This window comes from Bradyrhizobium sp. USDA 3240, from assembly GCF_054063295.1.
Genome location: NZ_JBSSGD010000002.1, coordinates 833,400 through 849,975, shown reverse-complemented (window position 1 = coordinate 849,975; position 16,576 = coordinate 833,400). Strand labels below are relative to the sequence as shown.

Here is a 16,576-nt window from a genome sequence, read left to right as displayed (position 1 = left end):
TCCCGCCCGGAGTTAATGATTGGTTGCCGGGCAAGGGGCGCGGGATGCGGCGCGCCGTCAGTAGCCGAACTGCTCGCGCAGGATGCGTTCTTCCAGCGAGTGGCCGGGATCGAACAGCATCCGCATCGCGATCGTCTTGTCGGAGAGCACCTCGACCCGGCGGACGTCGCGGACCTCGTCATGGTCGGCGACCGCGGCCACCGGGCGCTTCTCGTCCTCGATCACCTCGATCACCACGAAGGCGGAGTTCGGCAGCAGCGCGCCGCGCCAGCGTCGCGGCCGGAATGCGCTGATCGGGGTCAACGCCAGCAGCGCCGCGTTGATCGGCAGGATCGGCCCCTGGGCGGAGAGGTTGTAGGCGGTCGACCCGGCCGGCGTCGCCACCAGGATGCCGTCGGCCATCAGCTCGGGCATCCGCTCATGCTCGTCGATCAGGATGCGCAGCTTGGCGACCTGGTAGGTCTGCCGGAACAGCGCGACCTCGTTGATGGCGTGATGCAGATGCACCGCGCCGTGGATGTCGGTCGCGCGCATCAGGAGCGGATTGATCAGCGATTCCCGCGAGGCCGCAAGCCGCGTGCGCAGGTCGTGCGTCGAATATTCGTTCATCAGGAAGCCGACGGTGCCGCGGTGCATGCCGTAGATCGGCTTGCCGCTGCGCATGTTGGCGTGCAGCGTCTGCAGCATCAATCCGTCGCCGCCGAGCGCAACCACGACGTCGGCATCGGCGGCTGAATGGTTGCCGTACATCGCCGTCAGCTGCTCAAGCGCCGTCTGCGCTTCCGAGCTCGCGCTGGCGACGAAGGCGATCTTGTCATACCGCTTGGAGCTAGCCATCGCTCACGAACTCGTTTGGCACGGAACACGCCGCGCTCGTCTATACATCCCGGGCGGCCTTGTCGAGATGGTCCGGGAACGGACCGCATGCCTTGCGGGTGCAGCCAAGCTAGCGCAGTTTGCGGATGAAATGCGTAAATGTCGGCCCAGGGAGTGAACGGCATGGCTAACAGTTTTGCGACACGGCTCACCGCGGCGTTGCTGGTGGCCTGCCTCGCAACCGCGGCGCGGGCCGACGACGAGGCCCCGCAGCCATCGCCGTCGCCGAGCGCACAGGCCCCAAGCGGCCAGAACCCAGGCGGCCAGAAGGGACGGGCAGGGCGCGGCGAGACGGGCTCCGGCGCCAACGCCGCGGGCAACACGCCTGCCGCCGAACAGCACCGCCTACCGCCGGATTCCACGACCAAGCAATCGGTCGCACTGCCTGGTCGTACGCTCGCCTTCAGCGCGACCGCGGGCTCGATCCGCGTGTTCGACGACAAGGGCGAGCCGCTCGCCGACATCGCCTATACTTCCTATCAGCTCGACGGCGCCGAGAAGGCGAGCCGCCCGGTGACGTTCCTGTTCAACGGCGGGCCGGGCTCCGCGTCGGCCTGGCTGCAATTCGGCAATGTCGGGCCGTGGCGACTGCCGTTCGACGGCGCGGTGGCGTCGGCCTCGCCGGAGCTGCAGCCGAATGCCGACACTTGGCTCGATTTCACCGATCTTGTCTTCATCGATCCGGTCGGCACCGGCTACAGCCGTTTCGTCACCACCTCGGAGGATGCCCGCAAGCGCTTCTTCACAGTCGATGGTGATGCCAATTCGGTTGCGCTGGTAATCCGCCGCTGGCTGGAGAAACACGACCGGCTGACCTCACCGAAGTATGTCGCCGGCGAAAGCTATGGCGGCATTCGCGGACCCAAGGTGGTGCGCAATCTGCAGATGCAGCAGGGTGTCGGCGTACGCGGCCTGATCCTGATCTCGCCGGTGCTCGATTTCCGTGACTATACCGGCTCTAGCGTCCTGCAATACGTCGCGAGCCTGCCGACGATGACGGCGGTCGCGCGACAGGCGAAGGGGCCGGTGACGCGCGAGGACCTTGCCGACGTCGAGAGCTACGCGCGCGGCGACTTCCTGCTCGATCTCGTCAAGGGGCAGGCCGATACCGAGGCCACCGCGCGGCTCGCCGACAGGGTCGCGAGCCTGACCGGCATCGACCCGGCGGTGAGCCGCAGGCTCGCCGGCCGCTTCGAGATCGGTGAATTCCGCCGCGAGTTCGATCGCAAGAGCGGCAAGGTGACCGGCCGCTACGATGCCTCGGTCGAAGGCTTCGATCCCTATCCGGACTCCAGCTACTTCCACTTCAACGATCCGTCCGGCGATCCCCTGATGGCGCCCTTGACCAGCGCGGCCGTCGACCTCACCACGCGCAGACTGAACTGGCGGCCGGACGGTTCGTATCATCTGCTCAGCGAAAGCGTGAGCAAGGGCTGGGAGTTCGGCCACGGCATCAGCCCGCCGGAATCGGTGACACAGCTGCGCCAGATGCTGGCGCTCGACCCCAAGCTGAAGCTCCTGATCGGTCACGGCCTGTTCGACCTTGCGACGCCTTACTTCGCCTCGAAGATCATCCTCGACCAGCTGCCGGCCTTCGCGGGTCCGAGCCGCACCAGGCTCGTGGTCTATCCCGGCGGCCACATGTTCTACTCCCGCGACGGCTCGCGCCAGGCCTTCCGCAAGGAGGTCGAGGCCCTGGTGAAGTGAGGTGAAGGTCGCTGGTTGGTAAAGCCACCAGCGCCACCCCCGCAGCCGTCGTCCCTGCGAAAGCGCAGGGACGACAATGAGTTTGTTGCGCCGCTCGTCGCAAACATTGTGGTCGTCCTGGCTTTCGCCAGGACGACAATAGGTGGCGCGATCTCGAAAACGCTCTAGCCGTCGCGCCGGAACTGGCCGAGCTCGTGCAACAACGCAGCCCCGGTCCGCACGCCGCTGTAGAAGCAGTCCAGCGTCATGTTCTCGTTCGGCGCATGGTTGGCTTCGTCCGGATTGGCATAGGGCGTGACGAAGGCGGGGATGCCCAGGAGCTTGGTGAAGACGTAGTTGGGCAGGCTGCCGAAGCCGGCCGGTATCAGCAGCGGCTCCTGGCCATGGGCGGCAACGAAGGCGCGGCGCAGCGGCGCGGTGTAGGGCGAGGCGATCGGCGTCTTCGAGGGCTGCATGCCCATGTCGGCAGCGACGAACTCGACCTCGGGCGCGTGTTTGGCGACGTGAGCCCGAACCTTGCGCAGGATGTCCTCGGCGTCCTGCGCCTCGACGAGACGGATGTCGCATTTGACGAAGGCTTCGTTCGGCAGCACGGTCTTGGTGCCAGGGCCGCCATAGCCGCCGTGGAAACCGTTGATGGTCAGCGTCGGCTGGAAGCAGAGACGGTCGTAGAAGGGGCGGTCCGCAGGCGCGTCGAGGCGCTTCAGTGCAAGGCTCGCTTTGACGGCCTCGATATCGAGCGGCAGGCGCTCGATCGCCGCCAGTTCCTCGGGTGCCGGCAGCTCGACGGCATCATGCAGCCCCTCGATGGTGATCTCCCCGGCCGCGTTCTTCATCGTGCCGAGAAGGTGGACCAGCGTCCAGATCGGGTTCGGCACGACGCCGCCGAAGTTGCCGGAATGGACGTCGCGACTGGCATGGCGGCAGCGCAGCTCGAAGGAGACGACGCCGCGCGAGCCGAACTTGATCGTCGGTGCGCCGCTGGCATGGCGCGGGCCGTCGGCGGTGACGGCGAGATCGGCCTTCAGGAGATGCGCCTTGGCGCGCACGAAGCCGGCGATGTGCGGGCTGCCGATCTCCTCCTCGCCCTCCAGCAGCAGGATGACGTTGCAGGGCAGTTCGCCGTGCACATTGAGATGGGATTCGATCGCCAGGATCTGGGCGAAGTGCTGGCCCTTGTTGTCACCGACGCCGCGTGCATAGAGCCGGCCGTCCCGGAGCGTCGGCTCGAAGGGCGGCGATAGCCATTTCTCGAGCGGGTCGGCCGGCTGCACGTCATAGTGCCCGTAGAGCAGGACGGTCGGCTTGCCCGGTGCCTTCTCCCAGCGTGCCACCACCATCGGATAACCTTCCGTGGCGACAAGGCCGGCTTCGAGGCCGATCCCGGTGAGCATCTCGAGCAGCAGGGCGCCGACCTCGGCGATGCCGATGTTCTCGGCGCTGATGCTCGGATGGCGTAGATAGGCGATCAGGCGTTGCAGGAAACTGTCGCGGTTGGCTTCGATATGGGTGAAGACGGCAGCCAATGCGTCGGAAGAAGCCATGATGAGCACCTGACAATGCAAACATCGTCGCACCGAAAGACGCCGGCGCGATCGGCGTCGGATTGCATGAGTGCTTTACCTCCCGCTGACGTGACAATCAACGGCGGGACGCCAAGCGCCATTGTCGACAGCGATCAGCGCCGAATGTTGCCCGGCTTGCTCCGGCCCAGGCAAATCAATGGCAGGCGTTCAGGCCGGCGCTGACCCGCCACAGCATTCGCCGCGCGTCTGCACCGGAGGGCAGGGCACCGTCCCGTAAGAGCAGAACACACAGCAATCGCCGGCAAGTGGCTTGAGGCGGGTGCCGCAGCCGCGGCAGTCGTAGAAGAACTGGCAGGCATCGGTCGGCATCGTTTCGGTCGCGGCAAATCCGCAAGCCGGACAGGTCAAGGTCGACACGAGTTGCATGAGCGCGGGTCCGTTGGTCAGTGTCTCATGTCATTTCGGCGATCGCACAGGTCAAGTGGCAAGATTGTGATCGGCGGTCGCTAAGACGGGCTTATCCAGCCGGGATGAAGCCGCAATCTGGCACCGATGATGCGTGAACCCGTCGCGGCCTCGAAAATATTCGTGATCTGGCCGATCGGGGTGTAACCAAACCGGTCGCTTGAGCGAACCAGACCATAGAAGCGCTGCATGACGACCGCGGAAAACGAGCTCAAGCAACTGATGCTTGCCAGCCAGGATGGCGACGCGGCGGCCCACCGGGCGTTGCTGGAGCGCCTGAGCCGGCATTTGCGTGCCTACTACAAGAGCAAGCTTGCGAGGAGCGGCCGCGGCGCGGCCGAGGCGGAGGATCTGGTGCAGGAGGCCGTGTTGGTTATTCACTTGCAGCGGCACACCTACGATCCGGCTCAACCGCTGACGCCTTGGGTGCACGCGGTCGCGCGCTACAAGCTGATCGATTTCCTGCGCCGCACGCGGGCCTCGCGCGCCAACGTGCCGATCGACGCGGCCGACGGCATCACGGCGCATGACGATCATATCGGTGCCGAGAGCAGCTTTGACGTCAGGCGATTGCTCAAGCAATTGCCTGATAACATGCAGTGCGCGATTGGGGCCGTGAAGCTCGATGGATTGAGCGTCGCAGAAGCGGCGCAGCGCTGCGACATGTCGGAATCCAGTGTGAAGGTCAGCATTCATCGCGGGCTGAAGGCCCTGGCCGCGTTGATCGCCGGGAGGACGGACCCATGAAGACCGATGAGCTGATCGCGGCGCTCAGCAACAATGTCGAGCCGGTCGATCGGCGGCTGGTCGGCCGGACCGTTGCGATCGCGCTCGGCCTAGGGCTGGTTGCCGCGCTTGGCCTCGTGCTTGCCGGGCTTGGCGTTCGCGCCGACCTCGCCACGCCGCGCGCCGTGATCTTCCTCTCTCTGAAGCTCGCATTCGCGCTCGGCACCGTCGGTGCAGCGTCGATCTATCTGACCCGGCTGGCCCGGCCGGGCGGCGAGCGAAAGATCTCGCTTGGACTTGCCGCACTCCCGTTCGGGGCGATCATGCTGCTTGCCGCCACCAGCCTCGGACAGGCGCCCAGCTCTCACTGGGACAGGATGGTCATGGGAGACCAATGGCTCGAATGCCTGATCTCGGTTCCGATCATCGCGATCGTGCCGTTTGCCGTGGTGATCTGGGCAGTCAGAAAGGCGGCGCCGACCAATCTGGTGCAGGCGGGCGCATTCGCCGGCCTCGTCGCAGGTGGTGTGAGCGCCGTCGGCTATGCACTGCACTGCACCGACGACTCGTTGCCCTTTGTCGCGCTGTGGTACGGCGGCACGATCGTGCTGTGCACACTTGCCGGCGCGGCGTTGGGACCGCGGTTGCTGCGCTGGTGAAATGCAGTGATCGAGCGTCTCACGTCGGCGTGAGCGTGTAACCGGGGCAACGTTGGCTTCGAACTCATGATCGGAAGCGCAAATCAATGCGCTTCGGAAAATCATGGAGCCGATGATGTCGATCAACAAATGCCTTCTTGCCTTCTCAATCCTCGCGCCGCTTGTTGTGGCATCGGCAACCGCGCAGGCGGGCCTGACGGCCTCCGACAGGAGATATTTGCCCAACGAGGCCGCAGAAGCCGCAGCAGCGGGTACGGTTGCCGTGCAACGCGATCCGATGTCTGCATTCGGCTACGATCAGGGCGCGTTGCGCGTGCAGCCGGCGAGTGTTCCGGATGCTGCCCGGACGCCGTGGCGCTATCACGGCGGCCCGAAGTCTCCGTATCAATAACCGCTCGATGCAGGGCACCAGGCCGGGATGAACGATTAACCACTTTCCCGCTGGTGCAGTTGTGAACAGGGTGGCCTTTTCAGCACCCGTCCTTTGTGAGACTGTCGCAACATGAATGTTCGCCAATTGTTCAGATTGCTGCTCGCCGTCCTCGTGACGGCAGGCCTGACAATTGCGCCGCTGGCCGTGCCCGCGGCGGCCGGATCCGCGCCGACCGGAATGAGCCAGATGGCGGACATGTCTGACATGACGGCCGATATGCCGTGCTGCCCCGACAAGCAGAACAGCAATGACTGCCGGGATTGTCCGCTGGTTGCGATCTGCATGTTGAAGGTCCTGCACGCGGGACCATCGACCGTCGGTCTCGCGGTGCGGCCGTCGACGCAGCTGCAATTGCATCCGCATGACGATCTGGTCGCCGACGGGCTGGTCCGTCCGCCGCCCGACCATCCTCCTCGACATTTGGTCTGACTGGCGCCGCAAGCGCCGGTTGCTGCTGCGCGACCTTTCGGGCGCGTGGACGTCGCATGCCGCGCAAGCGGCAGACCAAATCCAATCGAGGAATGAAACGCAATGACGTTGTTCAATACGTCGCGTGCCGTAGCGGCCGCGCTCATCGGCATGGCGCTGGTAGGTACTGCCACTGTCGCGCTCGCCGACATCAAGGACTACGAATTCCAGCTCGTCGACCAGACCGTCCAGGCCGGTCCGGACAAGGTCGTCACCGTCCGGCTGATGAACATGAAGACCGGCAAGGCCGTGCCTGACGCCGTGATCTTCACGACGCGGCTCGACATGGCCCCGGACGGCATGCAGGAGATGGCCACCAAGGTCACGCCGATGCCGGGGACCGAACCCGGCACCTATCGGTTCAAGGCGAATTTCGGCATGGCCGGGCGCTGGCAGCTGTCGCTGGGTGCGAAGGTGCAGGGTGAGACCGGCACGGTCGAAAGCAAGCTCGTCGTCACGGCCGGAAAATGAACCGGCTCGCTCTGGCAGGCGCTGCCGCTGCGATCGCTGCAGCGGCAGGCGTCGCATATCTTGGTCGCGGCCTGCCGCCGTGGCCGGGCGCAAATCTTGCCGCCTCTGCCGCGCATGCGGCGGAAGCCGGCGCGCCGATCTATTTCCGCGATCCGGACGGCAAGCCGTCTTACTCGCTGACGCCGAAGAAGACGCCTGACGGCCGCGACTACCAGCCGGTCGCCGCCGGCGCCGATCTCAGCTTCGACGAGCCGGACGCGCCGTTGGCGACGCCGGCGGACAGCAATGCCATGGCCGCCAAGGGCGAGCGCAAGGTCAAATATTATCGCAATCCGATGGGCCTTCCCGACACCTCACCGGTGCCGAAGAAGGATTCCATGGGGATGGATTACATCGCGGTCTATGCCGGCGAAGACAGCGACGACGGCTCGATCACGCTGTCGCCGGGAAAAATCCAGCGCACCGGCGTCAAGTCCGAAGCGGCACAGATGCGTCGCATCCGCACACTGGTGCGCGCGCCCGGCACGATTCAGCTCGACGAGCGGCGGGTGTCGGTGATTGCAATGCGTGCCGAGAGCTACGTGCAGAAGGTCGCCGACATCACGACCGGCAGCCGGGTGACCAAAGGCCAGCCGCTGATGGAGATCTACAGCCCGGCGGTGTCGTCCGCGGCGGCCGAATATGTCGCGACCATGACCTCGAAGGCGATCGCGAATATTGAGCCTTACGGACGAGGCTCCAAGCAGCGGCTGACCAATCTCGACGTTCCCGAGACGGTTATCGCCGAGATGGAAAAGAGCCACACCGTACCGCTCGCGTTCCAGTGGTTGTCGCCGCGCGACGGCATCGTGTTGCAACGTGCCGCGATCGAGGGCATGCGCGCGCAGCCCGGCGACGTGCTGTTCCGGATCGCCGACGTCTCCGTCGTGTGGGCACTGGTCGATGTCGCCGAGCGCGATCTCGGCAACATCGTGGTCGGGCAGAAGGTCGTGGTGCGGGCCCGCAGCTATCCCGGCCGCGCGTTCATGGGCCAGATCAGCGTGATCTATCCGCAGGTCAACAAGGACACGCGCACCGCGCGGGTGCGGATCGAATTGCAGAATGCCGATCTCGCGCTGCTGCCGGACATGTATGTCGACGCCGAGATCGACATCGGCAGCCCGGCGCCGGTGCTGACCGTGGCTGATAACGCGATCCTCGACACCGGGAGCCGCCAGACCGTGCTGATCGACCGCGGCAACGGGCGGTTCGAGCCGCGCGAGGTCAAGCTCGGGCGGCGCGGCGACGGCTATGTCGAAATCCGCGACGGGATCGCCGAGGGCGATGCGGTGGTGACCTCGGCGACCTTCCTGATCGATGCCGAAAGCAACCTGAAGGCCGCAATCAAGGGCTTTGCCGAGGCCGGTGCTGCGCAAGCGACCGCGGCTGACGGCCAGACGACGGACGGAGGCCGGCCATGATTGCCCGTGTCATCGCCTGGTCGGCGCGCAATTTGCTGCTGGTGCTGTTTGGCACCGGCTTTGCGGCCGCCGCGGGCCTCTACGCGTTGCTGCATCTCCCGCTCGATGCGATCCCCGATCTCTCCGACACCCAGGTCATCGTCTACACGGAGTATCCCGGTCAGGCGCCGCAGGTGATCGAGGACCAGGTCACCCTATCCCTTGACCACGGCGATGCTGACGGTGCCGAAGTCGAAGGTCGTGCGCGGCTTCTCGTTCTTCGGCGTCTCCTTCGTCTACGTCATCTTCGAGGACGGCACCGACATCTACTGGGCGCGCTCGCGCGTGCTCGAATTCCTCAACGGCGCGGCGTCGCGATTGCCTGCGGGTGTATCGCCGACGATCGGTCCCGATGCGACCGGGGTCGGCTGGGTCTACCAGTATGCCGTGATGTCGAAGCAGCTGAACCTCGCCGACACCCGCACCATCCAGGACTGGAACCTGAAATTCGCGCTGGCGCGGGCCGAAGGCGTCGCCGAGGTCGCGAGCGTCGGCGGCTTCGTCAAGCAGTACAATGTGATCCTCGATCCGCAGCGGATGCGCGACCGCGGCATCACCATGCAACGGATGCGCGACGCGATCCGCGCCAGCAATGCCGACGTCGGCGGCCGTACCGTCGAGCTCTCCGAGTTCGAATATGTCATTCGCGGCAAGGGCTATCTCAGGGATATCAACGATCTCGGCAACATCGTGCTGAAGACCGACAACGGCACGCCGGTGCTGCTGCGCGACGTTGCCCGCGTCGAGCTCGGCCCCGACGAGCGGCGCGGCATCGCAGAACTGAACGGCGAGGGCGAGGTGGCGAGCGGCATCGTGCTGCAACGCTTCGGCGTCAATGCCCTCGACGTGATCGAGAACGTCAAGAAGCGCTTCAAGGAGATCGCGACCAGCCTGCCGAAGTCGGTCGAGATCGTACCGGTCTATGACCGGTCCAACCTGATCTATGCGGCGATCGACACGCTCAAGCGCACGCTGTTCGAGGAGAGCGTCGTGGTCGCGCTGGTCTGCTTCGTGTTCCTGCTGCATGTCCGCAGCGCGCTGGTCGCGATCCTGATGCTGCCGGTCGGCGTGTTGATGGCATTCGGTGCGATGAAGCTGCTCGGGATTGGCTCCAACATCATGAGCCTCGGCGGCATCGCGATCGCGATCGGCGCCATGATCGATGCGGCGATCGTGATGATCGAGAATGCGCACAAGCATCTGGAGCGGGCCGAGCCCGGCCGATCGCGGGTCGCGATCCTGATCGAGGCCGCGGCGGAAGTCGGACCGGCGCTGTTCTTCAGCCTGCTCATCATCACCGTGTCGTTCATGCCGATCTTCACGCTGGAGTCGCAGGAGGGGCGGCTGTTCTCGCCGCTCGCCTTCACCAAGACGTTTGCGATGGCGGCGGCGGCGCTCTTGTCGGTGACGCTGGTTCCGGCGCTGATGGTGATCTTCGTCCGCGGCAGGATCGTCCCCGAGCACAAAAATCCGATCAACCGCTTCCTGATCTGGATCTACCGTCCCGTCATCAACGGCGTGCTGCGGGCCAAGACGCTGGTGATCCTGCTGGCGCTCGCAGCGATCGCCGTCACGGTCTGGCCGGCGCGGCAGCTCGGCACCGAGTTCATGCCCGACCTCAACGAGGGCACGCTGCTCTATATGCCGACCACGCTGCCGGGGATCTCGGTGACCAAGGCAGCCGAACTGCTGCAGATGCAGGACCGCATCATCCGCAGCTTTCCGGAGGTCGTCTCGGTCTACGGCAAGGCCGGCCGCGCCGCCACCGCGACCGACCCGGCGCCATCGGAGATGTTCGAGACCGTGGTCAACCTCAAGCCGAAGCAGCAATGGCGCAAGGGCCTCACGCTCGACGGCCTGATCGCCGAGATGGACAAGGCGCTGCAATTCCCCGGCGTCTCCAATGCCTGGACCATGCCGATCAAGGCGCGCATCGACATGCTGTCGACCGGGATCCGGACGCCCGTCGGCGTCAAGGTGATCGGTCCCGATCTCGCCGTGATCGACAAGCTCGCGCGCCAGGTCGAGCAGGTCGTGAAGGGCGTGCCCGGCACCTCGTCGGCCTATGCCGAACGCGGTCTCGGCGGCTACTATCTCGAGATCACGCCGAACCGCGAAGCGCTGTCGCGCTACGGCATCGCGGTGCAGGACGTGCAGGACACGATCGCAACTGCGCTCGGCGGTCAGACCGTGACCACGACTGTGGAGGGGCGGCAGCGCTTCACCGTCAACATGCGCTATCCGCGCGACCTGCGTGACAATCCGGGCGCGATCGCCAGCGACATCCTGGTGGCGATGCCGGCGGGCGGGGCGGTGCCGCTCGGCGAGGTCGCCGATATCACGCCGGCGCGCGGACCGACCACGATCCGGACCGAGAACGGGCAGCTCGCGACCTACGTCTATGTCGATATCCGCGATCGCGATCTGGGCAGCTATGTCGCGGATGCGCAGCGCGCGGTGCAGGCCGCCGTGCAGTTTCCGGCCGGCACCTACGTGGTCTGGAGCGGGCAGTACGAATATCTGGAGCGCGCCGCGGCACGGCTCAGGATCGTGGTGCCGGTGACGCTCCTGACAATCTTCCTGCTGCTGTATCTCAACTTCCGCTCGGTGGCCGAGACCATGATCGTGATGCTGTCGCTGCCGTTCGCACTGGTCGGCGGGCTCTGGCTGATGTGGGCGCTCGGCTTCAACCTGTCGGTTGCGGTCGCTGTCGGCTTCATCGCGCTCGCCGGCGTCGCCGCTGAGACCGGCGTCGTGATGTTAATGTATCTCAACCAGGCGCTGGCCGAGGTCACCGCGCGTCGCGCTGCTGAGGGCCGCGCGATCGGTCGCGACGATCTCAACCACGCGATCATCGAGGGCGCGGTCGAGCGGGTGCGGCCGAAGATGATGACCGTGGTCGCCATCATGGCCGGGCTATTGCCGATCATGTGGAGCACCGGCACCGGTTCCGAGATCATGCAGCGCATCGCGGTGCCGATGATCGGTGGTATGATCTCGTCGACCCTGCTGACGCTGATCGTGATTCCCGCGATCTTCGCCGTCGTGAAGGGCTTCGCGCTTCGCGCGAGGATGCCGGAAGCTGATGTCGTTGCGCCCGTCGTGCGACAGCGTGTAGCAGGGGCGGGAAATCCGTTGGCCGGTTCAAACCGGATTGAATGATACCCTGCGGGGGTATATACGATGGTGGTTCGTGGCCGGCTGATTTGCAGCCGGGGTGCGGGCGAGGTGAGTTCGGGGCGATCACGCAGGTGCTGGTGCGGTTGACGAGGTCAGGACGGGTGCGGGCGGGATGTTCCATCATCCTGGCCTATCTGTTCTGTGTCCTCGCGCCGTCCGTCGCGCTCGCGTTCGGGGCGCCGTTTCCGTGCCTGACCGATGAGGTCCAGCCGGCCGTCGCGGTGCACGTGCATGATGCCTCGATGGCGCATGCTGATAACGCCGCGCACGATCATGCCGGCCACGATGACGGCGGCATGCATGCGCATCACGCGGCCGATGGCGCCGAACCACCGGTCAAGCACAGCCACGACGGCAAGAATTCGTCGGGGTCGTGCTGCGCGATGATGTGCGTGTCGGCGCTGCCCGCTGACCTTCCGTCGGTTGCCGCTCCTTTGCATCCGATTGCAATCCGTCTCTCCGAGGCCTTCCAGAGCCTGCACAGCGAGGCGCCCGCACGGCTTTACCGTCCCCCCATCGCCTGATCCTCAGCTGACATCGTGGCTGCGCCGCGCGCTCGCGTGCGCATGCCTGTCATTCATCTGATGATCGGGACAGACCCATGTTTTCGCATTTCGGGGCGAGGCTCGCCGCCGTTGCCACACGACGTGGCAACCGGCTTGGCCGGCGCGCGCCATCGACATTCGCATCGCGCATCGCCGCCGCCATCCTTGCGGCTGCGCCGCTCGCCGGCTGCATGGCCGACGGCCGGCCGCTTGCTGCCGCAGGCGACCCGGCCAACCCGTCGGCCCACACAGCCAGCGTCGGCTACCGCTCGACGATCGCGCCCTACAGCAGCCTGCGTCCGGCGACGCCGCTGCCCTGGCGCGAGCGCAACGATGGCGTGACGCCGCAAACCAATTCCGATCACAAATCGGATCGGTAGGAACACACCATGCGACATCTGGCCATTGCGCCGATCCTGCTGCTGACGTCCGCGCTCGCGGGATGCGCCTCGTTCTCGCCCGACAGCGGCATGGGCGTCGTCTCCGACGTGACCGAAAAGGCGATTGGCAAGGACGTCGCCTTCGTTCGCTCGGCGGACGAAGCCGCGACCGTCGATGCCGCGGTGAAGCGGCTGCTGGCGCGCAACCTGACCGCGGATGCCGCCGTGCAGGTCGCGCTATTGAACAACAAGGGCTTGCAGGCCGCCTATAACGAGCTGGCGCTGGCGGAGACCGATCTCGTCGCCGATAGTCTGCCGCCGAATCCGACCTTCTCGGTCTCCCGCATCACCGGCAACGGTGCCAGCGAGGTCGAACGCCAGGTGGTCGGCGACATCCTGGCGCTGGCGACCTTGCCGGCGCGCTCCGAGATCGCGCGCGAGCGCTTTCGTCAGGCGCAGCTCAGGGCCGCGCTCGCCACCTTGCGGCTCGCCGCCGAGGTGCGTCGCAGTCATGTCGCGGCTGTTGCCGCGAACGAGATGGTCGCGCTGCTGACCGACGCGAAGGCGACCGCGGAATCGACGGCCCAACTCGCCAAGAAACTCGGCGAGACCGGCGGCATGAACAAGCTCGATCAGGCCCGCGAGCAGGTGTTCTACGCCGAGATCACCGCCGACCTCGCCAGCGCGCGGCAGAACGCGGCGAGCTCGCGCGAGCGGCTGGCGCGTCTCTTGGGATTGTGGGACGGCGATCTCGGCTTCCGACTCCCCAGCAAATTGCCATTGCTGCCAAAGCGACCGCTGGAACAGCCGTCGATCGAGGTCGCCGCGGTCGGCCACCGCGTCGATCTGCAGATTGCGCGGATGGAGATCACAGCGCTTGCCAAGGCGCTCGATCTCACCGAGGCCACGCGCTTCGTCACGCTGCTCGACGTCGCCGGCATCGACAGGCGGACGCGCGATCCGGAAGGCCCGCCCTTCAAGGAGCGCGGCTTCGACGTCCAGTTCCAGATTCCGATCTTCGACGGCGGCGCGGTGAGGGTGCGGCAAGCGGCGGAGACCTACCGGCAGACGATCAACCGACTGACCGAGAAGGCGATCAACGTCCGCTCCGAGGCGCGCGACGCCTACCGCGTCTACCGCTCGACCTACGACATCGCGAGCCACTACCAGCGCGAGGTGCTGCCGCTGCGGCAGATCATCACCGAGGAGATGCAGCTGCGCTTCTCCAGCATGGAGGTCGACGTGTTCGCGCTGCTGACTGAAGCGCGGCAGCGGCTCGGCTCGCTGCGCGCGGCGATCGACGCCAAACGCGATTTCTGGCTGGCGCAATCCGACTTGCAGACCGCGATCAACGGCGGCGGCCCGGCGGCCGCGCCATCGACACCATCCGCCGTCGCCTCGACCGCACCCGCGGCCGGCGATCATTGAGAGGAGACGTAGATGTTTTCACGTCGAGGATTTCTGGAGAGCGCGGCGCTGGTCACGGCAAGCGCGGTCAGCGGCCGCGTGCAGGCCGCCGCGATTCCGGAAGCGCCGACCATGGACAAAGCGGTGATGCAGCCGCCGCTGCATCCGACCAGCGGGCCCGACTACCGGCCGGTGGTCACGCTCAACGGCTGGTCGCTGCCGTGGCGGATGAACGGCGACTGGAAGGAATTCCATCTCGTCGCCGAGCCGGTGGTGCGCGAATTCGCCGACGGCATGAAAGCCAATCTGTGGGGCTATAACGGCCAGGCGCCGGGACCGACCATCGAGGCGGTCGAGGGCGACAAGGTCCGCATCTTCGTCACCAACAAATTGCCCGAGCATACCACGGTGCACTGGCACGGCATGATCGTGCCGTCAGGTATGGACGGCGTCGGCGGCCTCAACCAGCCGCACATCAAGCCGGGCAAGACCTTCGTCTACGAGTTCGAGCTGAAGCACAGCGGGACCTTCATGTACCACCCGCATTCCGACGAGATGGTGCAGATGGCGATGGGCATGATGGGGATGTTCATCGTGCATCCGCGCGATCCGGCGTTCCGTCCGGTCGACCGCGACTTCGTCTTCATCATGAGCAGCTACCTGATCGACCCCGGCACCTATCTGCCGAAGGTCAACGAGATGACCGACTTCAACATGTGGACCTGGAACAGCCGCGTCTATCCCGGCATCGATCCGATGCCGATCCGGCTCGGCGATCGGATCCGCGTGCGGATCGGCAATCTGACCATGACCAACCATCCGATCCATGTGCATGGGCACAATTTCGCAGTGACCTGCACCGACGGCGGTTGGGTGCCGCAGAGCGCGCAATATCCGGAGACCACGACCGACGTGCCGGTCGGCGCCGTCAGGGCGTTCGACATGCTCGCCGATAATCCCGGCGACTGGGCGTTTCACTGCCACAAGTCGCACCACACCATGAATGCGATGGGCCACGACGTCAGAAATTTCATCGGTGTGTCGCGCCAGGATCTGGCGAAGGCGGTCGGCAAGCTCGCGCCCGACGCGATGGTGATGGGATCGACCGGCATGGCGATGGGCAACATGGAGATGCCGGCGCCCGACAACACGCTGCCGATGATGACCGGGACCGGACAATTCGGGCCGATCGAGATGGGCGGCATGTTCACGGTGATGAAGATCCGCGAGGGTCTCGGTCGCGACGATTACGCCGACCCCGGTCCCTACAACTATCCGCCGGGCACCGTTGCCTACGAGGTCGACGCGCCCGCCGCAGAGCCCGCGCGTCAGCCGCCGGCGGCTCCGGAGCGAAAAGCCAAGCCATCGATGAAGGGAATGAAGATGTAGCGGATCAACGCGCCTTCCCACGACACCAATCATCAAAAACAAAATGGAGAATCCAATGAAGCGCGTCACCACTATCGGCATCGCCCTTGTTGCGCTGTCGATCACCGCGGCGCCGTCGCGCGGTCACGAAAAACACGGTCACCAATCCTATTCGGCCGGCGAGCCCGGTGATCCCAGCAAGCCGTCGCGCACGGTCGAGGTCGAGATGAAGGAGATGGAGTTCACGCCGTTCCGCATCGAGGTCAAGCGCGGCGAACAGATCCGCTTCATGATCAAGAATGCCGGCACCGAGGATCACGAATTCCTGCTCGCGACCACCGAGGAGAATCTGAAGCATGCCGAAGTGATGAAGAAGCATCCGCATATGGAGCATGACGATCCGAACGGCGTCCGCCTCGCGCCGAAGAAGACCGCGGAGATCGTCTGGAAGTTCACCAAGACCGGAACGTTCGAATATTCCTGCCTGATCCCCGATCATCGCGACTACGGGATGACCGGCCGCGTCATCGTGAAATGAAATCGACAACGAGAGAAAGGACGACAACGATGAACAGGATGACCCGGATCGCAGCCGTAGCTGCGCTGGTGCTGACATTGGGCAGCGCTTTCGCGCAGGCCGCTAATATCAACGGCGAGGTCAAGAAGATCGACGAGGGCGCAGGCAAGATCACGCTCAAGCACGGCCCGGCCAAGAGCCTCGGCATGGATGAGCCGATGACGATGGTCTACCGGGTCAAGGATCCCGCGCTGCTCAAGCAGGTCGAGGTCGGCGACAAGGTCAAGTTCGAAGCCCAGGAGGGCGACGGCGGCTACACCGTCACCACGATCCAGAAGGCGAAGTGAGG

Annotated in this window: 17 protein-coding genes and 1 pseudogene; 14 read left to right on the top strand and 4 right to left on the bottom strand. The window is 65.5% G+C overall.

Annotation, left to right across the window (positions count from 1 at the left end):
- Positions 1-57 precede the first annotated feature (57 nt).
- On the bottom strand, positions 58-837 hold the full coding sequence (locus tag ACVIGA_RS04685; RefSeq protein WP_420964692.1) for an NAD kinase: 780 nt from the start codon (positions 835-837) through the stop codon (positions 58-60).
- Positions 838-999: 162 nt separating this feature from the next.
- Here ACVIGA_RS04685 and ACVIGA_RS04680 point away from each other — a divergent pair, with 162 nt between their 5' ends.
- A complete protein-coding gene (locus ACVIGA_RS04680) occupies positions 1,000-2,583 on the top strand; it encodes a S10 family peptidase (RefSeq protein WP_456665474.1) in 1,584 nt (527 codons plus the stop codon).
- 164 nt (positions 2,584-2,747) lie between these two features.
- Here the strand turns inward: ACVIGA_RS04680 and ACVIGA_RS04675 are convergent, their stop codons facing one another.
- The 3 genes from ACVIGA_RS04675 to ACVIGA_RS04665 all read right to left on the bottom strand — a co-directional run bounded on the left by ACVIGA_RS04675 (position 2,748) and on the right by ACVIGA_RS04665 (position 4,765).
- Positions 2,748-4,127 (bottom strand): M20/M25/M40 family metallo-hydrolase, encoded by a 1,380-nt coding sequence (locus ACVIGA_RS04675; RefSeq protein ID WP_456665473.1) that lies wholly within the window; start codon positions 4,125-4,127, stop codon positions 2,748-2,750.
- 189 nt (positions 4,128-4,316) lie between these two features.
- Positions 4,317-4,535 carry a GDCCVxC domain-containing (seleno)protein gene (locus ACVIGA_RS04670; protein ID WP_456665472.1) on the bottom strand — a complete coding sequence of 73 codons (219 nt, stop codon included), beginning with the start codon at positions 4,533-4,535 and terminating at the stop codon, positions 4,317-4,319.
- Between the two features lie 80 nt (positions 4,536-4,615).
- Positions 4,616-4,765 carry a hypothetical protein gene (locus ACVIGA_RS04665; RefSeq protein ID WP_456665471.1) on the bottom strand — a complete coding sequence of 50 codons (150 nt, stop codon included), beginning with the start codon at positions 4,763-4,765 and terminating at the stop codon, positions 4,616-4,618.
- Here ACVIGA_RS04665 and ACVIGA_RS04660 point away from each other — a divergent pair.
- The 13 genes and pseudogenes from ACVIGA_RS04660 (at position 4,764) to ACVIGA_RS04600 (ending at position 16,574) form a co-directional block, all read left to right on the top strand.
- A complete protein-coding gene (locus ACVIGA_RS04660) occupies positions 4,764-5,321 on the top strand; it encodes a sigma-70 family RNA polymerase sigma factor (protein WP_456665470.1) in 558 nt (185 codons plus the stop codon). The genes ACVIGA_RS04665 and ACVIGA_RS04660 overlap by 2 nt on opposite strands.
- A complete protein-coding gene (locus ACVIGA_RS04655; RefSeq protein ID WP_456665469.1) occupies positions 5,318-5,959 on the top strand; it encodes an NrsF family protein in 642 nt (213 codons plus the stop codon). The genes ACVIGA_RS04660 and ACVIGA_RS04655 overlap by 4 nt, the downstream gene beginning before the upstream one ends.
- A 103-nt stretch (positions 5,960-6,062) precedes the next feature.
- Positions 6,063-6,350, top strand: a complete 288-nt coding sequence (locus ACVIGA_RS04650; RefSeq protein WP_456665468.1) for a hypothetical protein — start codon at positions 6,063-6,065, stop codon at positions 6,348-6,350.
- Between the two features lie 111 nt (positions 6,351-6,461).
- Positions 6,462-6,821 carry a hypothetical protein gene (locus tag ACVIGA_RS04645; RefSeq protein WP_456665467.1) on the top strand — a complete coding sequence of 120 codons (360 nt, stop codon included), beginning with the start codon at positions 6,462-6,464 and terminating at the stop codon, positions 6,819-6,821.
- Between the two features lie 102 nt (positions 6,822-6,923).
- Positions 6,924-7,331, top strand: a complete 408-nt coding sequence (locus ACVIGA_RS04640; protein WP_456665466.1) for a FixH family protein — start codon at positions 6,924-6,926, stop codon at positions 7,329-7,331.
- Positions 7,328-8,791: an efflux RND transporter periplasmic adaptor subunit gene (locus tag ACVIGA_RS04635; RefSeq protein ID WP_456665465.1), complete on the top strand. Its 1,464-nt coding sequence runs from the start codon at positions 7,328-7,330 to the stop codon at positions 8,789-8,791. The genes ACVIGA_RS04640 and ACVIGA_RS04635 overlap by 4 nt, the downstream gene beginning before the upstream one ends.
- Positions 8,788-11,992: pseudogene (locus ACVIGA_RS04630) on the top strand (efflux RND transporter permease subunit). Before ACVIGA_RS04635 ends, ACVIGA_RS04630 begins: the two are co-directional and overlap by 4 nt.
- A gap of 89 nt (positions 11,993-12,081) precedes the next feature.
- A complete protein-coding gene (locus ACVIGA_RS04625) occupies positions 12,082-12,534 on the top strand; it encodes a hypothetical protein (protein WP_456665464.1) in 453 nt (150 codons plus the stop codon).
- A 77-nt stretch (positions 12,535-12,611) separates the two neighbouring features.
- On the top strand, positions 12,612-12,935 hold the full coding sequence (locus ACVIGA_RS04620) for a hypothetical protein (protein ID WP_456665463.1): 324 nt from the start codon (positions 12,612-12,614) through the stop codon (positions 12,933-12,935).
- 9 nt (positions 12,936-12,944) lie between these two features.
- Positions 12,945-14,363 (top strand): TolC family protein, encoded by a 1,419-nt coding sequence (locus ACVIGA_RS04615; RefSeq protein ID WP_456665462.1) that lies wholly within the window; start codon positions 12,945-12,947, stop codon positions 14,361-14,363.
- A 12-nt stretch (positions 14,364-14,375) separates the two neighbouring features.
- Complete coding sequence (locus ACVIGA_RS04610) at positions 14,376-15,731, top strand: multicopper oxidase family protein (RefSeq protein WP_456665461.1); 1,356 nt, start codon at positions 14,376-14,378, stop codon at positions 15,729-15,731.
- Between the two features lie 55 nt (positions 15,732-15,786).
- A complete protein-coding gene (locus tag ACVIGA_RS04605) occupies positions 15,787-16,248 on the top strand; it encodes a cupredoxin domain-containing protein (RefSeq protein ID WP_456665460.1) in 462 nt (153 codons plus the stop codon).
- A 29-nt stretch (positions 16,249-16,277) separates the two neighbouring features.
- Entirely contained in the window at positions 16,278-16,574 is a 297-nt protein-coding gene (locus ACVIGA_RS04600; RefSeq protein WP_456665459.1) for a copper-binding protein, read from the top strand.
- Positions 16,575-16,576 lie beyond the last annotated feature (2 nt).

Coding starts and splice junctions, on each gene's coding strand:
- ACVIGA_RS04685 (WP_420964692.1), bottom strand. CDS start 837: ATGGCTAGCTCCAAGCGGTATGACAAGATCGCCTTCGTCGCCAGCGCG.
- ACVIGA_RS04680 (WP_456665474.1), top strand. CDS start 1,000: ATGGCTAACAGTTTTGCGACACGGCTCACCGCGGCGTTGCTGGTGGCC.
- ACVIGA_RS04675 (WP_456665473.1), bottom strand. CDS start 4,127: ATGGCTTCTTCCGACGCATTGGCTGCCGTCTTCACCCATATCGAAGCC.
- ACVIGA_RS04670 (WP_456665472.1), bottom strand. CDS start 4,535: ATGCAACTCGTGTCGACCTTGACCTGTCCGGCTTGCGGATTTGCCGCG.
- ACVIGA_RS04660 (WP_456665470.1), top strand. CDS start 4,764: ATGACGACCGCGGAAAACGAGCTCAAGCAACTGATGCTTGCCAGCCAG.
- ACVIGA_RS04665 (WP_456665471.1), bottom strand. CDS start 4,765: ATGCAGCGCTTCTATGGTCTGGTTCGCTCAAGCGACCGGTTTGGTTAC.
- ACVIGA_RS04655 (WP_456665469.1), top strand. CDS start 5,318: ATGAAGACCGATGAGCTGATCGCGGCGCTCAGCAACAATGTCGAGCCG.
- ACVIGA_RS04650 (WP_456665468.1), top strand. CDS start 6,063: ATGGAGCCGATGATGTCGATCAACAAATGCCTTCTTGCCTTCTCAATC.
- ACVIGA_RS04645 (WP_456665467.1), top strand. CDS start 6,462: ATGAATGTTCGCCAATTGTTCAGATTGCTGCTCGCCGTCCTCGTGACG.
- ACVIGA_RS04640 (WP_456665466.1), top strand. CDS start 6,924: ATGACGTTGTTCAATACGTCGCGTGCCGTAGCGGCCGCGCTCATCGGC.
- ACVIGA_RS04635 (WP_456665465.1), top strand. CDS start 7,328: ATGAACCGGCTCGCTCTGGCAGGCGCTGCCGCTGCGATCGCTGCAGCG.
- ACVIGA_RS04620 (WP_456665463.1), top strand. CDS start 12,612: ATGTTTTCGCATTTCGGGGCGAGGCTCGCCGCCGTTGCCACACGACGT.
- ACVIGA_RS04615 (WP_456665462.1), top strand. CDS start 12,945: ATGCGACATCTGGCCATTGCGCCGATCCTGCTGCTGACGTCCGCGCTC.
- ACVIGA_RS04610 (WP_456665461.1), top strand. CDS start 14,376: ATGTTTTCACGTCGAGGATTTCTGGAGAGCGCGGCGCTGGTCACGGCA.
- ACVIGA_RS04605 (WP_456665460.1), top strand. CDS start 15,787: ATGAAGCGCGTCACCACTATCGGCATCGCCCTTGTTGCGCTGTCGATC.
- ACVIGA_RS04600 (WP_456665459.1), top strand. CDS start 16,278: ATGAACAGGATGACCCGGATCGCAGCCGTAGCTGCGCTGGTGCTGACA.